This window comes from Hymenobacter lapidiphilus (assembly GCF_003417065.2).
Lineage (GTDB): Bacteria > Bacteroidota > Bacteroidia > Cytophagales > Hymenobacteraceae > Hymenobacter.
On the sequence record NZ_QVLT01000002.1, the window covers coordinates 104,581 to 126,186 of the forward strand.

The following is a 21,606-nucleotide window of genomic DNA, read 5'->3' on the forward strand; positions in this document are numbered from 1 at the left end:
TGAGAAGAAGTAAGAGGCAAGATTTTCGTGCTGACAGCCAACAAAGCAGGGTCTGTAGAACGAAAGTCTCGCCTCTTGCTTCTTTCTAATCACTTCTGACCAAGGCATGATTTTCGTAGAGTTGCCCTAAACTATTGATGCCATGAAAAAGCTCCTGTTTCTCGCGCCGCTGCTCGTGGCCATTGCATTGCTGGGCAGCTGCAAGAAAATCCTTGATCTGTTTGAATTTAACGTGGAGGATTCGCAGACTGTAGTGGTGCCCAAAAGCTCCCCGCTGGGCCCCCTGACGCCGCTAACGCCGGTTTCAGTGTCGTCGAGCAGCAAATCGACCTACGCCAACAACGGCACCAATGCCGACTACGTGCAGGACGTGACGCTCGACAAGCTCACGCTCACTATTACCAGCCCGGCGAGCCAAAATTTCAACTTCCTCAAGCGCATCGAAATTTACATCAGCACCGATGCCAACAGCCCCGACCAGTTTCTGCTGGCCTCGCTTGATCAGGTACCGGCCAACGTCAGCACTATCTCGCTGAAACCCGCCGACCAGAAGCTTGATCTGTTTCTGAGTAAAGACTTCTACACGCTCACCACTAAAGTGCAGCTCAACACCCTACTGGCTCAGGACGTGACTATTCGGGCCGATGAGCGGTTTAGGGTAAAAGCCCGCAAGCCGTAGCGTTGGCTGCGCGAACACGGGAATGCGTGAACTGTTCTGCCGCTATACCCCATACTGTATATCACAAAAAACGCCGGTCGTAATAGCCGGCGTTTTTTATGATGTCGAAGTTCGCAAGCAGGTGCTTTACAGGTAACTTATCACTTCAAATAGCACAGATTTTCTGAACAGCCTTCAACTGTTTGCAATTGGAAGAATGGGATTAATGTACTGATTTTCAATTTATTGATAAAATAGTAGGTGAATTGGTTTCGGCTGTAAAAACGCGGTAGTCTACGCGAAATCCGGGCTAATTCGCAGGCCGTATATTTGCGGGTAAAATTCAACGACCATGAAAAAAATACTGTTTCTGCTGCCCCTGTTGGGCTTCCTGATCTTTTCAGGCTGTAAGAAGATTAATGAGTTGCTGACTTTCGAAATCTCGGATTCGCAGAACATTAAAATTCCGGCCAGTGGCCTGGTTACGCCTCCTTTCATCTTGCCGATAGCCGTGCCGGTGCGCTCAGAGGAAAACTTCAAAAACAACAACACCCGCGCCGACCTGGTGAAGGATGTCAGCCTCACGAAGCTCACGCTCACTATCACCGACCCTGCCGCCGAAAACTTCAACTTCCTGCGCAGCATCAAAATCTCCATAGGCACTGACCAAAACGACAAAGTGCCTTTGGCTTCCTTAGATGATGTCCCGACCGGCGTGTCAAGCATCGAGCTAAAGTCCAGCAACACCAAGCTCGACAAATACCTGAAAGCGGATAGCTACACGCTCTACACCGAGGTAACACTGCGTGGCAACGTGGCCCGCGAAATCACGCTGCGCTCCGACTCCAAGTTCAAGGTAACCGCCGATCCGCTGTAGCACAGCGGTAAGAAATGCCGGTACACCGGCTACATACAACAGCCTCCCCCGCTTTGCAGCTACTGCAAGCAGGGGAGGCTGTTGTATGTAGCCGGTGTTCTGCTGTTGTCTGGCTTACCGGTTGCGGCCGTACTGCTCATGGCTGCTCACCCAGTCGGAGCTGCTGATGGCCGAGCCCAGGCTTAGCTCGCCGGCCAGCACCACGCCGGCTACTATTTCGGCGAACTTATTGACGGTACCGCGGCCCACGCAGCCCAGCATCCGCAGGTACTCGTTTTGGGTGGCCAGGCCGGTGCCACCGCCGTGGGTGGCCACAATCAGGCTCGGAATGGTGATGCTGATATAGAGGTCTTTCTCCGGCGTGATTTCGGAGTAGAATACGCCCGCCGACGACTCCGAGACGTTGGCTACATCCTGGCCGGTGGCGATGAACAGGGCCGTGATGCCGTTGGCCGAATGCGCCCCGTTGTTGTTGGCCCCCGACATAAACGCGCCCACGTTACTCACCTGCCCGTGATAGGCCAGCTGCTCGGGCGTTACGCGCATGCGCTGCTGCAGCAGGTTGCGCGGAATAACAGCTTCGGCCACCACGCGCTTGCCGCGGGTGCGCATCACATTTATTTGGGACGCTTTTTTGTCGGTGGCGAAGTTGGATTCGAGGTAGAAGTGGCGCACTGGAGCGCCCTTGTAGTGCTCCAGAATCCAGGAGCAGGCGGCGAAGGTGGCGCGGCCCACCATATTCTGGCCGGCCGCGTCGCCGGTGCTGTAATTGAAGCGCAGGAAAGCGAACTTGTTGCTCAGGTAGGTGTCGATGTACTGGAGCTTGGCGATGCTGGACGTGCTTTCGGCCTCGGGCCGGATGCGGCCGATTTCCTCCTCCACCCAGCGCCCGAAGTCGCGGGCCCCGCGGGCATCATCGAACACGAATACCGGGGCCCGCTGCATGGCGTCGCCGATGACAGTGCACTTGACGCCGCCGCTGAGGTTGAGCAGCTGAATGCCGCGGTTGTAGCTGGCGACCAGCGTGCCCTCGGTGGTGGCCAGCGGAATCAGAAAGTCGCCCTGGGCGTGCTCGCCGTTTACGTGCAGCGGCCCGGCCAGCCCCACCGGAATCTGGGCCACGCCCGTAAAATGCTCGCAGTTACCCTGCAGCGCGTGGGCATCGAAGGAGTACTGCTTGAGGTGCTCGAACTGCTGGCCCGAGAACTCCTCGGCAAACTCCTGGCGCTTGCGGATGGCCTCATCGGAGTAGTCGTCGTGAGCATCGCGCGGGATGCGGGGGCGGTTGTCGGGCGTGAGGGTGATGCTGTCCTCCACTTCCACGTTCAAATCGCCAAAAGGGTCGGAGGCGAACTGCACCTGAATGGTGTGCAGGCCCTCGGCCAACTGGCTGGTGGCCAGATAGAACGTAGCCGACTGGCCCACTGGCAGCGTAAAGCCAGTGCTGTCGGCATTGAATACCACGGCCGGCCGGATGTCGCCCTCACCCAAATCAATGGCAATTTCGCTGATGCCCAGCCGCACGTCGTCAATCTGCACGTGGTCGATGCGGGTAATGCGCACCGTATCAAGGCGGTTTTTGATGCTGAAGGCTACGCCCTCGGGCGTGTTGCGCAGGCTGCCGCGAGTGTAGAGCAGCTTCAGCAGCATGGGGCTGGGCGTAAAAACCATAGGGGCGGCCGTTAGGGAGTTGGGATTTGCAAAGGGTAAAGTAGGAATGTTTTCGGATAGAAGTTGAGCGGTGGGCAGAAATCGGACTATGTCAATCAGCAAAGCCAAAAACAACTGGCAACACCATCTCGTGGGGCCGGGCTCGGCCTCCGCAGACTGCCGGGGTAAAATGGCCACTCAGGAGTTGTATTACGCGCAATGCTTCCGTATCAAAAAGAGGGTGCAGCCCTTTCAAAACCTTTGCCCGGTATACCCGACCATCATTACCTACGATAAAGGAGACGAATACCCGACCGTCGACACATATCCGCGGGCTGGGGTAGCGCAAGTTCTGCTGGATGAATAGCGCTAAGTTGTCCTTGCGGTTGCGTTTCTGATAAGTGGGTAACTCGTCGCAGATAACTAACCCTGCCCCACCACTAACTATTGCCTGATAGGACTCAGACGTAATAACCTCGTACAGGCCATCCTTTTCATCTGAAAGAGTTGCTGCTGGCCTGTTGCGCAGCACTACCGTATCCACTGGTCCAAATACCCCCATAGCTTTCTGAGCGGCGGCAGATATGCTACTCAGCAGCAACAGGCACAGGAGGAGCTGGACGGTCATCTTAGTCGGCGCTAAAGGTGATAGGGAGGTTAGACTCAACCGCTACGGGCTGGCCGTTTTGGCTGCCGGGAGTCCAACGGCCAAGCAGGGGAAGTGAAAGCATAGCATCAGCTAACCAATATACAACGCTGCCCTCACGGCCAGCGGTACTTTTTCGCGCTGGCCTATTTTGAGCTAGTTGTTTCAGTGTCGCTCCAGAACTCGCGGCCCTCCGTGTCGATGTAGCCGAAAGAGCCCGCGGGTGTTTGTACGCGGGCTACACCGCCGAAAAAGGGCGCGGCCTGCAGGTAGCGCGGCTCTACGAGGCGGCGTCCTTCGGGGCCGAGGTAGCCCCAGCGGCCATTCTGGCGCACGGCCACCAGCAGCGAGCTGCCGCCCCGGCGCACCGAGTCGTACTGCACGGGCTGCACTAGCTTGCCCCGGTTATCAAGCACGCCCCACTTGGGGCCCAGGCGCACCAGCAGCAGGCCGTTGTAGTTGTCCTTTATTTCGTCGTAGATGGCCGGTACGCGGGCCGTGCCAATAGTAAAGCGAAAGCCCACCTTCCCGTCGGGGCCGCGCAACAGGTCGCCCTGTTCAAGGGGGTCCTCATCGGCTGCCTCCGCCACTTCGGCGGGGGGGAGCCGGCGGCCGGCGGGGTTGATGGCAAAGGTTTCGGTATTGAGCGTTACGGTGGCCTGGTTGTTCTGGAAATTGCCGGCCCGCTCGTACTGCACTGGCGTAACAGGGCTGCCGCTGCCATCAATGTAGCCGTACCGGGTGCCTACTCGCACCCAGGCCAGCTCGTCGGCGAAGGGGCCGGCCTCGTCGTAGCGGACGGGCAGCACCAGCCGGCCCCGGCGGTCGGCGTAGCCCCACTGGCTGCCCTGCCGGAAGGGTACCAGCCGGGCTTCGGCCGCCTGAGCCCAGGCCGCCAGCGGCAGCGCCGATGCCAGCAGCGTCGATACCAGCAGCAAAAGCAGCACTTGTCTCATGGGTAGGGGAAGTAGAGCAGGCCGAAGCCTGGCTTGGCGAAGGTAGGCACTTTGGCTAAAACCAAAGCCCGCCCAACCGGTTGATTTACGCGCTCTTCGCCTGTTGCTCGCCAGCCTGCCGGCTTGCGGCGGGCCGGTATTCGTAGCGTGTGTTACAACTAAGCTGCCGGTCGGCGTATCTTTGCACCCGCTTAACCGGGCGGCCGTCAACTATTCTCACCTTATGTCTTTATCTGTTCCTTATCCGCGCTTTACGCTGGCCGATCGGCTGACGTCGGAGCAGTTGGCCTTTTTTCAGGAACACGGCTTTCTGCACTTCCGCGGCTTTGTAGGTTCCGACACCGTAGCCGAACTATTGCGGGCTTCCGAGCAGGTGCAGCAGCGCTGGCTGGCCGACGAGGTAAAGAAAGTGAACGGCGTGCCCATCAAGTACGGTAAAGATGTAGACGGGGCGCCCATCGTGCAGCGGTTCGCCTTTGCCTCGCACCACAGCCCCGTGCTGCATGAGTTTTTGCAGGACCCGCGCTTTACGGCTCTGTTTCCGCTGCTGGAAGCCAGTAGTGGGGGCCGGGTGGGCGAAGATGAGAAGGATGGCCTTGTTATCAACCACTATGTGAACGTAACAGGCTCAGAATTCTCGCAGATGGGCTGGCATACTGACTCGCTGCGCGACGTATTCTACGGCAAGAAAATCGGGCCGATGCTGAACGTGGGCGTGCATCTGGACGGTACACCGGCTACCAACGGCGGCCTGCGGGTGCTGGCTGGTACCCACCGCCAAAGCCTGCGCGACATCCTGTTCCGGAAGAAATACTACAAAGACGTAGGCCCTGACGAGAATGAAGTCGTTATCGAAACTGAGCCTGGCGACCTGACCGTGCACGACGGCCGCATGTGGCACCGCGTGGCCCGCTCGCCGCTGGTAGGCGAGGCCTCGCGCCGCCGCGTAATGTACGTGCCCATTCTGGCCGGCAAGTACGAGCCCAAGCACGATAACAGCCCCACACCCTTCTACCTGCGCTTTCTGCACTTGGTAAAGTAGGGTTGTAAAACGGTGGAGTGGTGAAAGAACAGTCATGCTGAGCTTGTCGAAGCATCTCTTCCGCAAGGGTAAACCCACCGAAAGGATTAGCACTGCGGGAGAGATGCTTCGGCAAGCTCAGCATGACCGTCCCTATAGTTAACTACGCTCAATCCAAAACATGAAAACTGCCCTTGTTACTGGTGGCTCGCGCGGCATTGGCCGGGCGCTGGCCCTGGAGCTGGCCCGCCGCGGCTACGATTTGCTGCTCACGGCCCGCTCAGCGGCCGACCTGGAGCAGGTAGCCGCCGAAGCCCGTCAACTCGGCCGCGAGGCCCGTACCCTGCCGCTCGATTTAGCCGCGCCCAATGCCGACGAGGAGCTGGCCGCCTGGGCGCTGGCCCAGCCCGGCGAGCTGACGGTGCTGGTAAACAACGTTGGCTATGGTATCTGGGGGCGCTTTGAGGAGCTGCCGCTGGCCAGCCAGATGAACATGCTGCAACTCAATATGCAGCTGCCGGTGGCCCTCACGCACCGGTTGCTGCCCGCGCTGCACCGCACCAAAAAGGCCTACATTCTCAACGTGGCCAGCACTGCCGCCTACCAGGCGGTGCCCACGTTCACTCTCTACGCGGCCAGCAAGGCGTTTCTGCTCAGTTTCAGCCGCGGCCTGCGCTACGAGCTGCGCGAAACGGGCGTTTCGGTCTGCTGCCTCAGCCCTGGCTCCACCGATACCAGCTTCACCGACCGCGCCGGCATGAGCGCCGAGCTGCAGGCCACCGCCAACCGGGTTTCCATGCTGCCCGAGCCAGTGGCCAAGGCCGGCATTCAGGCCCTGCTGGCCGGCGAGGCCGAAGTCATTCCCGGTGCCCTGAACAAAGTGTCCGCCACGCTCACCCGCTTCGTGCCCAAAAGCCTGACCGAGCGCATCGCCGCCGGCATCTACGAGAAGCATCTGTAAGGAGACAGGAGCCGGGAGACAGGAGCTGGGAGAAGGTTAGAAGAACGTCATTCTGAGCAGCGCGAAGAATCTCTACTGCTTCGTAGGAATAACTCCTCAACGAAGCAGTAGAGATTCTTCGCGCTGCTCAGAATGACGTTCTTCTCACTTCTAGCCTCTTGCTCTCCTTCCACGCCAACCACACAAACAGCGGGGCGGCCAGCACGTCGTAGGTGTAGTGGGCGTGCTGAATGAGTACCAAGGTGCCCACGGCTACGGTGCCAAATAGCAGCAGTTGGCGGCGCCAGCCGGAGGGCACAGCCAGGGCCAGCAGCAGTAGCGTGGCGGTGTGGCCCGAGAAGAACAGGTCTTTGGTGATGGGCGTGGGGGCGGCGTAGAAGAACAGGTCCACCAGCGGATCCTGCAGCAGCACCAGGCCCGGCGGCGGTTCCAGCGGCAGCAGCCAGAGGGTGGCGCAACGCAGCAGGTGCAGCAACAGGTAAGCCCAGAGTGCCCGCAACAGCCGCGCCGGCCGCGGCAGCAGTGTGGCTACTCCCAGCGCAATGCCCAGATAGATGACCGCAAATGTGGCCCCCGAAACATCGTGGGCCGGCAGCCAGGCCAGCAGCGGGTCGGGGAGGTGGTAGCCGGGCCGCGCCTGCACCCAGGCAAAGTAGCGCGGCAGTTGGCTGGCCAGCCCCAGTAGCAGCGCCAGCACTAGCAGCAGCCGCGCCCGGAACGCCGGTTGCCGCCAGGCGGCGGGCCAGGTAAGCGGCGCGGTAGCCGGGGTAATGGCCTTATTATAGGCTGAAGCGCCGGGGAAATCGGGGGGGAGCATAGCCGGCAAAAGTAGCGCAAAGCAGCCAGCGTTGGGTTGGTACGTCTGGTAGTTGCGGGAGCCGCGCCGGGCGGTGTATATTGGCCGTAACCGCCGGCTATTTGCCACGCTCTTATTTTGCTGCCCATGAAGAACCGCTACTCCCTGGCCGCCGCGCTGGCCCTCACGCTTTCGGCTGCCGGCCCGGCCAGCGCCCAAAAAAGCAAACCCGCCGCCCCCAACCTGACCGCCCGTGTGGCCCAGCTAGCCGAGCAGGAAAAAGCCCAGGTAATTGCCTGGCGGCGCGACCTGCACGAGCACCCCGAACTGGGCAACCAGGAAACCCGCACGGCCGCCCTCGTGGCCGCTCACCTGCGCAGCCTGGGCCTGGAGGTGCAGACGGACGTGGCCCGCACCGGCGTGGTGGGCATTCTGAAGGGCGGCCGCCCCGGCCCGGTGGTGGCCCTGCGGGCCGATATGGACGCGCTGCCGGTAACCGAAAGCGCCGACCTGCCCTTCGCCTCGAAAGTGCGCACCGACTACAACGGCCAACAGGTGGGCGTGATGCACGCCTGCGGCCACGACACCCACGTGGCCATGCTGCTCGGCGCGGCCGATGTGCTGGTCAAGATGAAGAAAGACCTGCCGGGCACCGTAAAGTTTATTTTTCAGCCTGCCGAGGAAGGCTCGCTCCCGGGCATCGAGGGCGGCGCGCGGCTCATGGTGAAGGAGGGCGTGCTCGAAAACCCCAAGGTCGATGCCATCTTCGGTATCCACATTCAGGCCCAGACCGAGGTGGGCCGGCTGAGCTACCGGCCGGGCGGCGAAATGGCGTCGTCCGATGTGTTCAGCATCAAGGTGAAAGGCAAATCGGCCCACGGCGCCTACCCCTGGCTCTCGGTCGATCCGGTGGTAACGGCGGCCCAGATTATTCTGGGGCTGCAAACCATCGTCAGCCGACAGGTCGAGCTGACGGAGGATGCCGTGGTGCTGACCGTGGGCATGGTGCACGGCGGGGTGCGCAACAACATCATCCCCGAGCAGGTGGAGCTGACCGGCACCATCCGTTGCCTCAACAAAGGCATGCAGCAGAAGGTGTGGGCCGCAGTGCGCCGCACGGCCAACGGCATTGCCGAAAGCGCCGGCGCCACGGCCGAAGTCGACATCACCAACTACGCCCCCATCACCTACAACGACCCGGCCCTGACCAGCCGCATGGTGCCCAGCCTGCAACGCGCCGCCGGCCCGGCCAACGTAACCGTGCAAAAAGCCGTAACCGGGGCCGAAGACTTCGCTTTCTACCAGGAAAAAGTGCCCGGCCTGTTCGTGTTTGTGGGCGGCATGCCCGTGGGTAAAGACCCCGCCACCACCGCCCCTCACCACACGGCCGGCTTTTTCGTCGATGAAAGCGGCCTCACGCTGGGCGTGCGCACCCTCGCCACCCTCGCCCTCGACTATTTGAACGGAAAGTAATTTTCAAGCCGTCAACTGATAGCTTTCAGCCGACAGCTTTCGTTCGTTTGGCATTGAACGGGGACGAAGCCAATTGTAAATTACCATCAACCTGAACATAAGCTGATAGCTAACAGCTAGTAGCTAACAGCTCAAAAACATGAATATTGCCCTTGTAACCTGCGAAAGCCTGGCCCAATACGGTGCCCCCAACGTTGACGACGAAGATGCACTACTCACGCGCTACCTGCGTGAGCAGGGCCACGATGTGGAGCCGCGCATCTGGAGCAATCCGCTGGTGGAGTGGGGCCGCTACGACGTAGTGCTGCTGAAGTCGCCCTGGGATTATTTCGACCGCGTGGAGGAGTTTATGCACTGGCTCGATACCATGGAGCGGGAGCAGGTGCGCCTGCTTAACCCCGTGCGCGTAGTGCGCTGGAACACCAACAAGCGCTATTTGCTGGAGATGGAGCAGGCTGGCGTGCGCATCGTGCCCACCCGGCTGCTGCCCCGGGGCGAGGCCGTGGATGCCGCCGCGCTGCTCGAAGAAATGGGTCAGGAGCAGATTGTGGTGAAGCCGGCCGTGAGCGGCGGGGCCAAAAATACGTTCATCATCAGCCGCCACGAAACGGCCGTGCGCCAGCCCCAGCTAACCGAGCTGGTCGCGCAGGAGGATTTTCTGGCCCAGCCGTTCCTGTCGCGCATTCAGGAGGAAGGCGAATGGTCGCTGCTCTATTACGGCGGCGAATTCAGCCACGCGGTGCTGAAAACGCCCAAGGCCGGCGACTTCCGGGTGCAGCACTACCTGGGCGGTGCCATTGCCCCCCGCGAGGCCCCGGCCCACCTGCGTCAGGCCGCCGACCGCATCGTGCAGCAGTTCGCGCCCGGCTGTCTCTACGCCCGCGTCGATGGCCTCGACCAGGATGGCGAGCTGCTGCTGATGGAGCTGGAGCTCATCGAGCCCTTTCTATACCTGGCCTCTGACCCCCAGGCCCTGCCCCGCTACGAACAGGCGCTGCGGCGGATGAGTGAGTAATTGAGGGAAAACCAGAACGTGTCATGCTGACCGAAGCGGAGCCGCAGTCGAGGCATCTCTACTGTAATGCTAACCCTGACGCCAGGAATTACCATTGCGGTAGAGATGCTTCGACTGCGGCTCCGCCTTCGCACAGCATAACACGTTCTGTTTTACCGTTCTGCTAGCTCCCCACCCTACGAAAACCCGTTTACCGTGAAGCCGCCATCCACGGCTAGGGTCTGGCCGGTAATGTAGGCGGCGGCGGGCAGGCAGAGGAAGGCCACAGCAGCCGATACTTCCTCGGGCTCGCCCACGCGGCCCAGCGGTGTGCGGTCGATAACGCTGCGGCGGAAGTCCTCGTTTTTGAGCACCGTTTCGGCCAGCGGCGTGCGGATATACCACGGCGCCACGCAGTTGACGCGGATGTTGTGGCCGGCCCACTCCACGGCCAGGTTGCGGGTAAGCTGCACCAGGGCGGCCTTGGTCATGCCGTAAATGGCGCCGGTGCGCACGTGCGTGAGGCCGGCCACCGACGAGATGTTAACGATGCTGCCACCGCCGGCCGCCACCAGCTGCGGGTGCAGCCCCCGGCTCAGTTCCCAGGCCGAATCGAGGTTGGTGGCCAGCAGCTGCCGGTACTCGTCGTCGGTGTAGTCGAGGGTGGGCTTGCGGATGTTGGTGCCCACATTGTTGATGAGGATGTTCACCTGGGGCCAGCGCTCGGCTACTTGGGCCAGCAGCGCTGTGCGGCCGGCGGGTGTGCTCACGTCGGCGGCCAGGGCGTGGGCGGGCAGGCCCTGCTGCTGCCAGGCGGCTACCTGCTGCTCCAAGTCGGTGGCGGTGCGGGCCACGGCTACCACGGTGGCGCCCAGCGCCAGCAGCTCGGCTGCCACCGCAGCCCCAATGCCTTTAGAAGCGCCCGTTACTACGGCCGTCTGGCCCGAGAGGCTCCAGCGGGCCAGATGAAGATTAACGGCTGACGCCATGTGTGTAGCTTGAAAATCTAAAATTCGGACTGTTACTACCTGTATTAGTCAGCTGAATAATGGCAACTGGCTTACCGGGCCCACGGCGCGTATTCCAGCTTCAGCTCCAGCTGGCCGTAGTTATCGTTGAGCGGCGAGGCTGAGCGGCCCATAGGGAATTCAGGGCTGGGAACCGTGCTGATGTCGTCGAGCTGGTCGGTGGTGGTGAGCGAGTACGTGCCCTCTATGGTCGCGTTGAGCCGCGAGGTAAGCCGGATAGTGACGCCCACGCCTATCGGCAATACCAGCGCCAGGGCCGGGTAATCAAAGCGTTCGGGCTCGAGGTAGGCCGGCGTGAAATTGCCGCTGGGCCGTTGCGTCCCGCGGTATGCTTTCGGGCTGTACAGGGCCAGGCCAACGCCTGTTTTAAAATAGGGTTTGATGATGGCCGACTGGCCGGCGGGCAGCGAATAGGCGCCCGGGTCGCGCAACGGCTCCCAGCGCACGAAGGCCGTGCCCACCGCATTATTGCCCCTAAACGCCAGGCCACGGTCTGGCAAGTAGTCTTTAGCCCCCAGCTGAAGGTATGATACCTCGCTGCCCACCTGCCAGTGCGGATGAAATTGGTAAAGTAGGCCTGCGCTCAGGCTGGGCCCCAGAAACTGGTCGCCCAAGCTACTGGTCAGGTCGCCGTTGTAGTAGCCCACGCCGCCGCCCAAGGTAAAGCGCACCGGGCCTTTGTAGTACAGGCGGCCCTGCTTGTCGTAATGGCGGGGGCGGCGCTCGGGGCCGGCCGCCGACTGGGCCAGCGCCGAATGCGTAGCGGCCGTGGTGAGCAGCAGGGCCGCAGCAGGCAGAAAGGAGCGAAGGGTCACGAAGTCAGAAAGCAAAATGAGGGGCCCGCCGTGCCATAGGCCCGGCAGCCAGATGATGCTCTAACGGAAACCGGCGACAAATGATTGTCTGGCAGGCTTTGCGCTGCAGGTCACGGGCTTTCGGAGCGGACTTGCAGCCGGGCGCTTATTTATACGTGCCTTTTGGGTCGGGCAAGTGGGTCAGCAGGTCGGCAATCAGGTTGAAGTCGACGGAGGCAATGCTGGTGTTCTGGCCTTTGTGCACGGCTTCCCAGGCCTGGGCATACTGCTCCTGGTAATAATAGGCGCGGGCCAACTGCTGCCAGGCGTCGGCGTTGGTGGCGTCCTGGGTAGTGGCCTTCAAGAGCAGTTCGGTGCCGGTTTTCAGGTCCTTTTTCTTCTTGCCCTGCTCGTAGCGGATAAGGTAGCTGGTGCCCAGGTCGGAGAGTAGCGGCGAGTTGGTGGGAGCCAGCGTCAGGCCCTTTTCCAGCAGCTCAATCGACTGTTCGGGTGTGGAGTTGCTGCTGGCAATTACGCCCAGGCCGTGGTAGGCGTTGGCGTTGGTAGGGTCGAGCACCCAGGCCAGGTTGAAGCGGTAGGCAGCGGTATCGCGCTGGTTTTCCACCAGGTACTCGTAGCCTTTGCGGCTGAAAAACTGGCTGGCTTCGGCCCGCGAGGGGAAGCTGCCGGCCAACCCCGCCACGGTGGCCGGCCCCAGCGCCTGCTCGGCCTGCACCGCCGAGAGGCCGCCAAAAAGCGGTTGGCTGCGGCTGCCAAGCACTGCTTCGCGGGTGTCGGCGGTAGCGGTTTTTGCCGCCTTGCCGCCCCGTTGGGCCAGGGCTGGCTGCAGTCCGGCACCCAGTAGCAGCGCAGTCAGCAGAAAAAAAGGAATCGGGAGTTTCATGGAGTAATAAAGTAGCAGTACAAAGGCCAGCCGCCCACTTGGCCGGGCCGCGGGCTGCCAAATATACGCCTGCCGCCCCAACCGTGCCTACCGCCGGGCAGCTCCCGCCAACCTGTTCCCCGCTCGGCGGTTGTGGCCATAGCGGCCGCAATCCGGCCGGCCACCCCTGTCGTACCTGCGTCGTAGCGCGGCCCGTTGGGTGGCGCCCGCCCTGCTCCCCTTTTCCCTGCTGAATGCGCTTTCTATTCCTTCGCCTGCTGCCTGCCCTGCTGATTACGGTGTTGCTGCTGGCTGCCGCCACCGAGTACAGCGTGGCCCGCCCCAGCCGCCGTACCTCCGACGTGGCCTACGTACCGGCCACCGACTCAGCCTACAGCGCCGGGCGCCACCTGCTCGATGTGTATGCGCCCAAAAAACCGGGTGCCCAGCCCTATCCGGTAGTCGTGTTCATTCATGGCGGCAACTGGAACAGCGGCAGCAAAGCCCTGTACGCCTTCGTGGGCCGGCGGCTGGCTAAGCAGGGCGTGGTGGCCGTGGTTATCAACTCCCGGCTGTCGCCCGCCGTGCGCGTGCCCCAAATGGCCGACGACTGCGCCCGGGCCGTAATCTGGACCCGCCGCCACATTGCCGAGTACGGTGGCGACCCTGCCCGGCTGTTTCTGATGGGCCACTCGTCTGGGGGCGGCTTGGCGGGGCTGCTGGCTACCGACGATGCCCGGTTCCGGCGCTGGGGCGAAACCACCAACCCGGTACGCGGCGTGGTGCTCGACGACGCCGCCGGCCTCGATATGTATGACTACCTGAAAAAGAAAGCTTACCCCGGCGACAACCAGTACATCGTATCCTTTGGCCCCGACCCGGCCAGCTGGCGCGAGGTGTCGGCCCGCCACCACCTCACGCCCCAAACGCCCCCTTTTCTCATCTTCGTGGGCGGCGAAACCTACCCCTCCATCAGCAGCAGCAGCGCCGAGTTTCGTAAGGCGCTGGTGAGCCTGGGCCACACGCCCTACTATCAGGTGCAGCCCGGTAAAAACCACATACCGATGGTGCTGCAGCTGTATTGGCAGCACAATATCATCTACCAGAAGCTGCTGCCGTTTGTGGGGGCGAAGGAGTGATACGCTACTTCAGCTAAAACAGCCCCAATTGCAGCGTGGGGCTTTCTAACTCCAGCAGCCACTTTTTTCGGGCCAGCCCGCCGGCATAGCCCGTTAGCTGGCCGCTGGCCCCAATAATGCGGTGGCAGGGCCAGATAATAGCCAGCGGATTCTGGCCATTGGCCGCGCCCACGGCCCGCACCGCGCCGGGGTTAGCCAGTTGCCGGGCCAGGTCGAGGTAGGAGGCCGTGCGGCCATAGGCCACGGCCGGCAGCGCCGCCCACACCTGCCGCTGAAATTCGGTGCCGGCTGCTACGTCCGTGCGTACGGTGAACTCGCGCAGCTCGCCCCCAAAATAAGCCTGTAGCTGCTCGTGGGCCGGCTGCAGGCAGGCGGGCACTGCCTTGGTCAAAGTGGCTGCGTCCGGGCTGCCGGTAGCCAGAAAACCTACTTCGCTCAGGCCCGCGTCGGTACCCCGCAATTCCAGCAGGCCCAGTGGCGTGGCCAGCAGCGCCCGGGCCAGGGAGCTGGTAGCGGGCAGGGTAGCGGGCAGTTTAGGCATTGGGGGTGAATTAGATAAAAACGCGGTTTCAGGGCCATTTGCTGCCTGTTTGTTGTAGTATGCCGGGGCCCGGAAAGTGCATGAGGCTGCAACTGCCTGAGAAAATCCTGTATATTAGTAGGAGCGAAGCAGGAAAATATAAATCTACGCGTAGATTTTTGACTGTTGCTTATTTGCGCTCCTTTTACACCGTCTCCACTTCCAAAGCCACCTCTATCGTGCGACGTTTAATTCTTTGCTCTGCGCTCGGTTTGGGCCTGCTCGGCCAGTTGCCGGTAGCCGCGGCGGCGCCCGCGTACATGGCTGCCCTCGCGCCCACCGAAACGCAGCCCGCTCAGGGCTGGGGCACGGGCCTTACGGCTTACTACTTCAGCAATGGCTCGCTGGCGGGCCAGCCCGTGCTCAAGCGCCAGGATGAGGTAGTGGATTTCCGCTGGGGCCTGAACTCGCCCGCGCCCGGCCTGCCCGCTGATAATTTTTCGGTGCGCTGGGAAGGCCTGATTGCCGCGCCGGGTACTGGTCGTTACCGCTTTGTGGCCGTAACCACCGACGAGGTGCGCCTGTGGGTGAACGGCCGGATGGTGCTTGATACCTGGGATGGAAAAAAGGCAAGCAGCAAGCTTGATAATGGCGTTTCGCTGGCTGCCGGCGAGAAAGCCACCATCAAGCTCGAATACAACAACGCGGCCGGTATGGCCGGTATTCAGCTGCATTGGGTAGCCCCCGGCCAGGGCCAGCAGCTGATTCCGACCGGCAACCTCTACCCGCTGGGTTCGCCCACCACGCCCGACCCGGCCGGTACACCGCCCGTGGCCAAAGCTGCCGTAGCACCCGCACCCCGGCCCGAGCCGGCTCCGGTGGCCGCTCCCAAGCCGGCCCCGGTAGTTGCCGCTGCCCCCAAGCCTGCACCCGCTCCTACAGCCGCCAAACCTGCTCCGGCAGCCGCCAAGCCCGCCCCGGCCGTAGCCGCAGCCCCAGCCAAGAAACCGGCAGTTGAGGACGAGGTAACCCCCGTTGGCGACTTGTCGGGACTCTATGTTATTACGGTTCGCTCGACCGGTAAGCCGCTCGAAGTAACCCAGGACCGTCCGGCAACACTTGCCGAGCAGCTGGCAACGGCCGGTGCGCCGCCCGCTGCCGACCCGCAGTGGCGGCTCGAACCCACTGGCAGCGGTCTGTACCGCATAGTGGTGCCCGGCAGCAACAAAGTACTGGAGGTACTGGGTAGCTCCACTTCCAACGGCGCCCCGGCTAGCCTCTGGACTTACTACAGCGGCTATAACCAGCAGTGGAAAGTGGAGCCTACCGGCGACGGCTATTTCAAGCTGATTTCGAAAAACGGCCGCAACAAAGCCCTCACCGACAAGGACTCCGTCGATGGTGGCATTCAGCAGTGGCGCTACACGGGCAAACTCACGCAGCAGTGGAAGCTGACGCCGGCCAAAGCCTCCGAAGAGCCCATACTGGCCGGAGCCAACGCCGCCCGCAAAGTTGGTTCCAACAGCATGAGCGTGTACCCCAACCCCTCCAACGGCGTGATGCAGATGGCCTACAGCCTCAGCGAAGCCAAGCCGCTGGGCTGGGTGCTCTACAACCAGAACGGCGTAGCCGTGCGCGTATCCGACTACCGCAAGCAGCCCGCCGGCTCGCACCACCAAACCCTCAACTTCAGCAGCCTGCCCGCCGGCGACTACTACCTGAGCCTGACCGTAGGGGCCAGCAACACCCGCCAGGTGGTGTCCATCCGTCGCCCTGGGGCTGATGCTCCCGAGATAGGCCGCGACGCGGCCGAGCGGCCGTAAATAGCGCGCAAGAAGAAGAAGAAGAAGAAGAAGCCCCGTTCCGGCAGTCGGAACGGGGCTTCTTGCTTTATCAGGCCTTATGAAAACCGTAAGCCAGTCAGCTTATCCGGCAAATGCCGGCAGCTCGGCCCACAAGCGGGCAAACTCCGCGGCGTAGGCGGCAATAAGCGTCTGGTCGTGGCTGATGAGCAGATTTTCGAGATTGAGTTCGGCCGCCGAGCGGGTCCAGTTATAGCTGCCGGTAAGCACCCGGCTATTATCGGCGAGGGCAAACTTGTGGTGCATGTGGTTGCGGCTCTCATCTACGTGTACTGCCAGGCCAGCCGAGTGTAGGGCCCGCACATCGGAGCCCCGGTCGAAGAGCTTTTCGTTATCGGTGAGCAGGCGTACGCGCACGCCCCGCTGGTGGGCAGCTACCAACTCGTCGCTCAGGCGGTTGTCGGCCACGGTAAACACGCACACGTCCAGCGTCTGCCGGGCCTGCCGGATAAAGCCCTGAATGGCGGCCACACAGTCGTCGTGGGGGCTGAAGTACACCCGGGCCGCCTCCGTGGAAGCTGCTGCTGGGAAAGCAGCTGGTCTGGCCGCCGGCGCCAGCGGTTCTTCCACAGAGGCGGGCAGCAGGGCACTGGCCGTTTCCAGCCACTCTACTACTGCCTTGTCTTTGAAGGTGTTAAAGTGGTTTTTAGCCAACCCGAACAGCTGGCGGCGCAATGCCTCAAGGTCGCCGTGCTGCTGCTGGAAATCAGCCAGCCGGTCGCGCAGCTCGTCCGCTTCAGCAGCCGACAGGTTGACATCGGCAAAAGCCTGGCGGAACTGGTTCAGCAGCTCGGATACGGGTGGGGTAGTGGAGTAGGCCATGCCGGAAGGTACGGTAAACTGTCGGCGGTCCTAGCCCATGGCCATCAGCTCCGTCCGGGCCAGTTGCCGGGCTACCAGGGCCTGGGCATCGGCCAGGGCATGGGCCGAGGGTTCGTGCAGGTGGCGGGTGAGGCCGGGTGTTGCCGCAGCCGGGTCGGCGTCCCAGAGGCCCGCGTGGTGCCAGGGCGTAAGGTAGTCCCAGTCGGGACGGTCGATAATGGGGTACAGGCACACGCCCAGCAGTGGTACCCCGGCGCGTAGGGTTTGTACGGCTTCGTGGGCTACCATATGCAGCCAGTGCGGGCGGTCCTGGCCGGGGTGGCTGGTTTCGGTGAGCACTACGGGGCGGCCGTAGCGCTGGTAGGCTTCGGCGAGTAGCGAGCTGAGGGGCCGGAAGCGCGGGTCGTGGTGCTCGTTGGCCCAGGGCAGCGTCTGGTAAGGCTCCAGCTGCCACTCATTATCATAGTAAAAGTTGAAGCCCAGCAGGTCGAGGTAGTCGGGGTGGCCGCCTAGCTCGGGGCAGAGCCGGCCCGCCAGCATATCAACACTCTGAAACTGGTTGCGGTGGGCCTCGCGGGCCCGGCGCACTTCGGCCGGCCCGGCCCCGTGGCGCGGTACAATGTTGAGTAGCGGTTCGGTAGTGAGAATCCGCACGGTGGGGTCGGTTTCGCGCAGGGCCGCTACGCCTTCAATGTAGGCCCGCATCAGGCCCCGCTTCACTTCCCAGCCCTGCCCCACGCAATAGGGCGCGGTGCCGCGCACGTCGCCGCCCAGCCAACTCATAAAGCTCACCTCGTTGATGGGCGTGATGATGAGCACGTCGTAGGGCCGCTGCTGGCGGTAGAAGTTCACGAAGGCGCGGCACAGGGCGGCGAAGCGGCGGGCAAACAGCGGATGCAGCGGCGTCAGGTCGTCGGGGTAGCCGAAATGGCACAGGTCCCAGACCTGCTGGATGCCGTGGCGGCGGCCCGCGTCGAGCAGCACCTGCACGGTAGTCCAGTCGTACTCGTAGGGCCGGCGCTCCACCTGGCTCCAGCGGATGCCCTCGCGCACAGTGCCCAGCTGATGCTGCCGGATAAGCTCGTAATCGGCATCGAGCAGTTGCAAATGACCGGTCAGGTTCAGAAAATCAACCCGGTTGCCGAAGGCATTAAGCTGGTCGGTGCACTCGAAACCAGCCATCCAGAACGAGGCGAAGGGCGAATCGGCGGTAGTGGTAAAGGGCATTGATAGCGCGTTGGTGAAAGAATAAAGGACGATAAAACAGTTGGCCTGCCGGTATTTCGTCATCCTCTATACCCCAAAAAACGCCCAGGGTTAAGGCAGTCCTTGCTACAGTTGTGCTTAAAGCGGGGGCCTAAACGCGGCCGGGCCAGCCAGGGGGCGCTACTTTTTGGTGATGGATTTGGCCTCGATGAAAATGCGCTGGAAGTCCGGATACTTGGCCCGGATGGCGTTCTGCAGCTGGTCGATGGCCACCTCCACTTCCTGGGCCGAAAGCTGGTCTTCGAAGTCTACATCGAGAGCCAGCATTACGTCGGTGGGGCCCAGGTACATCGTGAGCGGGGGGCGCAGGTTCTGCACGCCCGCCTGCTGGCGGCCAATGGCCTGCAGGTCGGCCAGCACTTCGTCGCTCACGCCCTCGCCCACCAGCAGCGCGCGGGTGCGGCTCACCAGAAACACGGCTACCAGCATCAGCAGCAGGCCAATGGCAATGGAAGCGGCACCGTCGAGGAAGGGGTTATTGAGCATGTGGCCGAAGAATACGCCCGCCAGCGCCAGTACCAAGCCTATCAGCGCGGCCAGGTTTTCGAGCACAGAGGCGTACACCGCCGGGTCGCGGCTGGTGCTCAACATCTTCCAGAAGCTGGCCGTTTCGTCGCTTTTGCCCGCGTACAGGGCCCGCATTGAGAGCCAGAAGGCCCAACCCTCGAAGGCCACGGCCACTCCCAGTACCACGTAATTCCAGAGCGGATCGGTGAGCGGCTCGGGGTGCTCGATGTGCTTGATGCCTTCGTAGAACGACATGCCCCCGCCGATAGCAAAAATCAGCACGGCCACAATCAGGCCCCAGAAATACAGCTCCTTGGAGCGCCCGAAGGGGTGGTGTGCATCGGCCGGGCGCTGGCTCTGCTTCATACCATAGAGCAGCAGCACGGCATTGCCGCTATCTACCAGCGAATGGATGCCCTCGGACATCATGGCCGAGGAACCGGTAATAAATGCCGCCACAAACTTGCTGATGGCAATGCCCACATTGGCCGCCAGACCGCCGTACAAAGCTGATTTGGAAGAGCCTCCGGCCATATGTGGTGGGGGGGAATAGGGTAGTGGTAAGTGGATGCGCAGGAGCACGAACCGGCCGCTGGCTGGCTGCCGGTTGGTTGGTACGGGGCGCGTTGAGCAGAAGTTAGCGCCCCGCTCAAACAATCCGCGCAAATCCGGCTTTATCGGCCCTATCTTGCTCCTATGCCCGAACCCGCCGCTGCCACTGCTTCCGCCCCACTGAGCCGCCGCCTCGGGCTAGTGCAGGCCACGGCCCTCAACATGATTGACATGGTGGGCATCGGGCCCTTCGTGACACTGCCGCTCGTGATGGGTTTCATGGGCCCCAACTTTCTGCTGGCCTGGATGGTGGGCGCGGTCCTGAGCCTGGCCGACGGCTTTATCTGGAGCGAGCTGGGGGCGGCCCACCCCGAGGCCGGTGGCTCCTACCGCTTCCTCAAGCTGGCCTACGGCGAGCATAAGTGGGGTAGGCTGATGTCGTTTCTGTATGTGTGGCAGACGCTGGTGCAGGCCCCGCTGGTGGTGGCCTCGGGCGCCATTGGCTTCGCCCAGTACTTCGCCTACCTCGTGCCGCTGCCCGAGTGGTGGCAGCCCAAGCTGGTGGCCGGCGCGGTGGTCTTACTACTCATCGGGCTGCTCTACCGCCGCATCGAAGACGTGGGCCGGCTGGGTGTGGCGCTTTGGGTGGGCGTGCTGGCACTGCTGGGCTGGCTGATTTTTGGCGGCCTCACCAACGCCCATATTCCCGTCAACTGGCTGCCCGAGGGCGGCATTGGGGCGCTGCCGGGCGCGCTGCTGTCGGTGGCCATGGGCCAGGCCACGGTCAAAACCATCTACTCGTACCTGGGCTACTACAACGTGTGCCATTTGGGCGGCGAGGTGAAGGAGCCCCAGAAACTCATTCCGCGCAGCATCTTCCTGAGTATAGTGGGCATCATGACGCTGTATCTGCTCATGAACTGGAGCGTGGCCTCGGTTATTCCGTGGCAGGAGGCGCGGCACTCCGAGTTTATCGTGAGCCTGTTCATCGAGAAGCTCTATGGGGCCACGGCCGCCAAAATGGCCACGGCGCTGGTGCTGTGGGTGGCCTTCGCTTCGCTGTTTGCGGTGCTGCTGGGCTACTCGCGTATCCCCTACGCGGCCGCCGCCGACGGCGAGTTTCTGCCCCTTTTCGCCCGCACCCATCCCACCAAGCACTTCCCGCACGTGTCGCTGCTGCTGCTCGGGGGCGTTGGCTTCGTGTTCAGCCTGCTGTTCCGGCTGGGCGAGGTTATCAGTGCCATCCTGGCCATGCGTATTCTGGTGCAGTTCGTGGGGCAAGCCGTAGGGCTGGTGCTGCTGCGCCGCCGCAACGGCACGGCGCACCTGCCCTTCAAAATGCCGCTGTATCCGCTGCCCGTGGTGCTGGCCGTGGTGGTGTGGCTGTGGGTGCTCGTGAGTACGGGCTGGGTTTTCGTGGTGTCGGGCCTGGCCGTTACGGCTGCCGGCGTGGGTGCCTTTTTGCTCTGGAGCCGCAAGCTCCGGCGCTGGCCTTTTGCGGAGATGCGTGAGCAGGCTTTGGACTAACGCTGTTTCAAGCGGGGGCTGCCGGAGCTATTTAATTCAGCCACTTCTCGTAGCAGAAAAAACGCAGCCCCGGCCGGAAGGCCAGCGTGATTTCGCCCGCGAACCGGTAGCCCAGCTTCGGGAACAGGCCCTGCGTGGCAGCGTTTTCAGAGTTGGTGTCCACTCGTAGCACGCACAGGCCCTGCTGCCGGGCCAGGGTTTCGGCCTGGGTTAGTAGGGCGGCCGCCACGCCGTGGCCCTGGGCTGCCGGAGCTACAGCCAGCCGGTGCGTTACGAGGGCCGGCTCGGCGAAGTCCCAGTCGGCCTGGGCGTACTCAGCATCCTGGTGGTTGTGGGTGAGGGCCGCGAAGCCCGCCAGCCGCCCATCCAGCTCCGCCACCCACAAATGGCCCGCTTCCATATCGGTCCGCAGCACGGCCTCGTTGGGGTAGTCGGCCGACCACTGGCGGTTGCCGGCGGCCTGCATCAGGGGTACCACCTGGGCCAGCAGGCTGAGCATAGCCGGCAGGTCGACGGTTGTGGCTAAGCGAAGCAGCATAGCTAAAAGGCGGTTATAGTTTGAAAAGCTTCCAAGTCTGGGAAGCACGGCACACCGGGCAAAACAAACGGTTTGAACGTATTAAAACTTGCGGATGAGCTCGTTTTCCTGCAGAAGCTACCCCGCGCTTTTGGTA

Annotated in this window: 21 protein-coding genes; 9 read left to right on the forward strand and 12 right to left on the reverse strand. The window is 62.3% G+C overall.

Going from position 1 to position 21,606, the window contains the following annotated elements; genetic code table 11:
• Positions 1–142 precede the first annotated feature (142 nt).
• On the forward strand, positions 143–679 hold the full coding sequence (locus D0N36_RS01625; RefSeq protein ID WP_116939315.1) for a hypothetical protein: 537 nt from the start codon (positions 143–145) through the stop codon (positions 677–679).
• 331 nt (positions 680–1,010) lie between these two features.
• A complete protein-coding gene (locus D0N36_RS01630) occupies positions 1,011–1,535 on the forward strand; it encodes a hypothetical protein (protein WP_116939316.1) in 525 nt (174 codons plus the stop codon).
• A 114-nt stretch (positions 1,536–1,649) separates the two neighbouring features.
• Here D0N36_RS01630 and D0N36_RS01635 read toward each other — a convergent pair whose 3' ends face one another.
• The 3 genes from D0N36_RS01635 to D0N36_RS01645 form a co-directional block, all read right to left on the reverse strand.
• The gene (locus D0N36_RS01635; RefSeq protein ID WP_116939317.1) at positions 1,650–3,206 is read right to left on the reverse strand and encodes a hydroxymethylglutaryl-CoA reductase; all 1,557 of its coding nucleotides are present in this window, start codon (positions 3,204–3,206) and stop codon (positions 1,650–1,652) included.
• A gap of 91 nt (positions 3,207–3,297) precedes the next feature.
• A complete protein-coding gene (locus D0N36_RS01640) occupies positions 3,298–3,813 on the reverse strand; it encodes an energy transducer TonB (protein ID WP_116939318.1) in 516 nt (171 codons plus the stop codon).
• A 164-nt stretch (positions 3,814–3,977) separates the two neighbouring features.
• Positions 3,978–4,787, reverse strand: a complete 810-nt coding sequence (locus D0N36_RS01645; protein WP_116939319.1) for a WG repeat-containing protein — start codon at positions 4,785–4,787, stop codon at positions 3,978–3,980.
• 223 nt (positions 4,788–5,010) lie between these two features.
• Here D0N36_RS01645 and D0N36_RS01650 point away from each other — a divergent pair, with 223 nt between their 5' ends.
• Positions 5,011–5,829: a phytanoyl-CoA dioxygenase family protein gene (locus D0N36_RS01650; RefSeq protein ID WP_116939320.1), complete on the forward strand. Its 819-nt coding sequence runs from the start codon at positions 5,011–5,013 to the stop codon at positions 5,827–5,829.
• Between the two features lie 160 nt (positions 5,830–5,989).
• Entirely contained in the window at positions 5,990–6,769 is a 780-nt protein-coding gene (locus tag D0N36_RS01655) for an SDR family NAD(P)-dependent oxidoreductase (protein ID WP_116939321.1), read from the forward strand.
• 127 nt (positions 6,770–6,896) lie between these two features.
• Here D0N36_RS01655 and D0N36_RS01660 read toward each other — a convergent pair whose 3' ends face one another.
• Positions 6,897–7,586, reverse strand: coding sequence for a phosphatase PAP2-related protein (locus tag D0N36_RS01660; protein WP_116939322.1), 690 nt, complete (start codon positions 7,584–7,586; stop codon positions 6,897–6,899).
• A 126-nt stretch (positions 7,587–7,712) separates the two neighbouring features.
• Between D0N36_RS01660 and D0N36_RS01665 the strand changes: the two genes are divergently transcribed.
• Positions 7,713–9,038 (forward strand): amidohydrolase, encoded by a 1,326-nt coding sequence (locus D0N36_RS01665; protein ID WP_242478763.1) that lies wholly within the window; start codon positions 7,713–7,715, stop codon positions 9,036–9,038.
• A 139-nt stretch (positions 9,039–9,177) separates the two neighbouring features.
• Positions 9,178–10,053 carry an ATP-grasp domain-containing protein gene (locus D0N36_RS01670; protein ID WP_116939324.1) on the forward strand — a complete coding sequence of 292 codons (876 nt, stop codon included), beginning with the start codon at positions 9,178–9,180 and terminating at the stop codon, positions 10,051–10,053.
• Positions 10,054–10,229: 176 nt separating this feature from the next.
• Here D0N36_RS01670 and D0N36_RS01675 read toward each other — a convergent pair whose 3' ends face one another.
• The 3 genes from D0N36_RS01675 to D0N36_RS01685 all read right to left on the reverse strand — a co-directional run bounded on the left by D0N36_RS01675 (position 10,230) and on the right by D0N36_RS01685 (position 12,758).
• On the reverse strand, positions 10,230–11,021 hold the full coding sequence (locus D0N36_RS01675; protein ID WP_116939325.1) for an SDR family oxidoreductase: 792 nt from the start codon (positions 11,019–11,021) through the stop codon (positions 10,230–10,232).
• 71 nt (positions 11,022–11,092) lie between these two features.
• The gene (locus tag D0N36_RS01680; protein ID WP_190242470.1) at positions 11,093–11,875 is read right to left on the reverse strand and encodes an outer membrane beta-barrel protein; all 783 of its coding nucleotides are present in this window, start codon (positions 11,873–11,875) and stop codon (positions 11,093–11,095) included.
• 145 nt (positions 11,876–12,020) lie between these two features.
• Complete coding sequence (locus tag D0N36_RS01685; RefSeq protein ID WP_116939327.1) at positions 12,021–12,758, reverse strand: tetratricopeptide repeat protein; 738 nt, start codon at positions 12,756–12,758, stop codon at positions 12,021–12,023.
• A 233-nt stretch (positions 12,759–12,991) separates the two neighbouring features.
• Between D0N36_RS01685 and D0N36_RS01690 the strand changes: the two genes are divergently transcribed.
• On the forward strand, positions 12,992–13,876 hold the full coding sequence (locus D0N36_RS01690; protein ID WP_116939328.1) for an alpha/beta hydrolase: 885 nt from the start codon (positions 12,992–12,994) through the stop codon (positions 13,874–13,876).
• Positions 13,877–13,889: 13 nt separating this feature from the next.
• On the opposite strand, the gene D0N36_RS01695 is transcribed toward D0N36_RS01690, so the two are convergent.
• Positions 13,890–14,417 carry a methylated-DNA--[protein]-cysteine S-methyltransferase gene (locus D0N36_RS01695; RefSeq protein WP_116939329.1) on the reverse strand — a complete coding sequence of 176 codons (528 nt, stop codon included), beginning with the start codon at positions 14,415–14,417 and terminating at the stop codon, positions 13,890–13,892.
• 251 nt (positions 14,418–14,668) lie between these two features.
• Between D0N36_RS01695 and D0N36_RS01700 the strand changes: the two genes are divergently transcribed.
• Entirely contained in the window at positions 14,669–16,219 is a 1,551-nt protein-coding gene (locus tag D0N36_RS01700; protein ID WP_190242471.1) for an RICIN domain-containing protein, read from the forward strand.
• Positions 16,220–16,321: 102 nt separating this feature from the next.
• Here the strand turns inward: D0N36_RS01700 and D0N36_RS01705 are convergent, their stop codons facing one another.
• From D0N36_RS01705 to D0N36_RS01715, 3 genes are all read right to left on the reverse strand, one after another.
• Positions 16,322–17,080: a phospholipase D-like domain-containing protein gene (locus D0N36_RS01705; RefSeq protein ID WP_116939331.1), complete on the reverse strand. Its 759-nt coding sequence runs from the start codon at positions 17,078–17,080 to the stop codon at positions 16,322–16,324.
• 30 nt (positions 17,081–17,110) lie between these two features.
• Positions 17,111–18,307 (reverse strand): amine oxidase, encoded by a 1,197-nt coding sequence (locus D0N36_RS01710; RefSeq protein WP_116939410.1) that lies wholly within the window; start codon positions 18,305–18,307, stop codon positions 17,111–17,113.
• 159 nt (positions 18,308–18,466) lie between these two features.
• Positions 18,467–19,312: a cation diffusion facilitator family transporter gene (locus D0N36_RS01715; protein ID WP_410504148.1), complete on the reverse strand. Its 846-nt coding sequence runs from the start codon at positions 19,310–19,312 to the stop codon at positions 18,467–18,469.
• A 237-nt stretch (positions 19,313–19,549) separates the two neighbouring features.
• On the opposite strand from D0N36_RS01715, the gene D0N36_RS01720 reads away from it, so the two are divergent.
• Positions 19,550–20,932: an APC family permease gene (locus tag D0N36_RS01720; RefSeq protein WP_116939333.1), complete on the forward strand. Its 1,383-nt coding sequence runs from the start codon at positions 19,550–19,552 to the stop codon at positions 20,930–20,932.
• Between the two features lie 31 nt (positions 20,933–20,963).
• On the opposite strand, the gene D0N36_RS01725 is transcribed toward D0N36_RS01720, so the two are convergent.
• The gene (locus D0N36_RS01725) at positions 20,964–21,470 is read right to left on the reverse strand and encodes a GNAT family N-acetyltransferase (RefSeq protein WP_116939334.1); all 507 of its coding nucleotides are present in this window, start codon (positions 21,468–21,470) and stop codon (positions 20,964–20,966) included.
• Positions 21,471–21,606 lie beyond the last annotated feature (136 nt).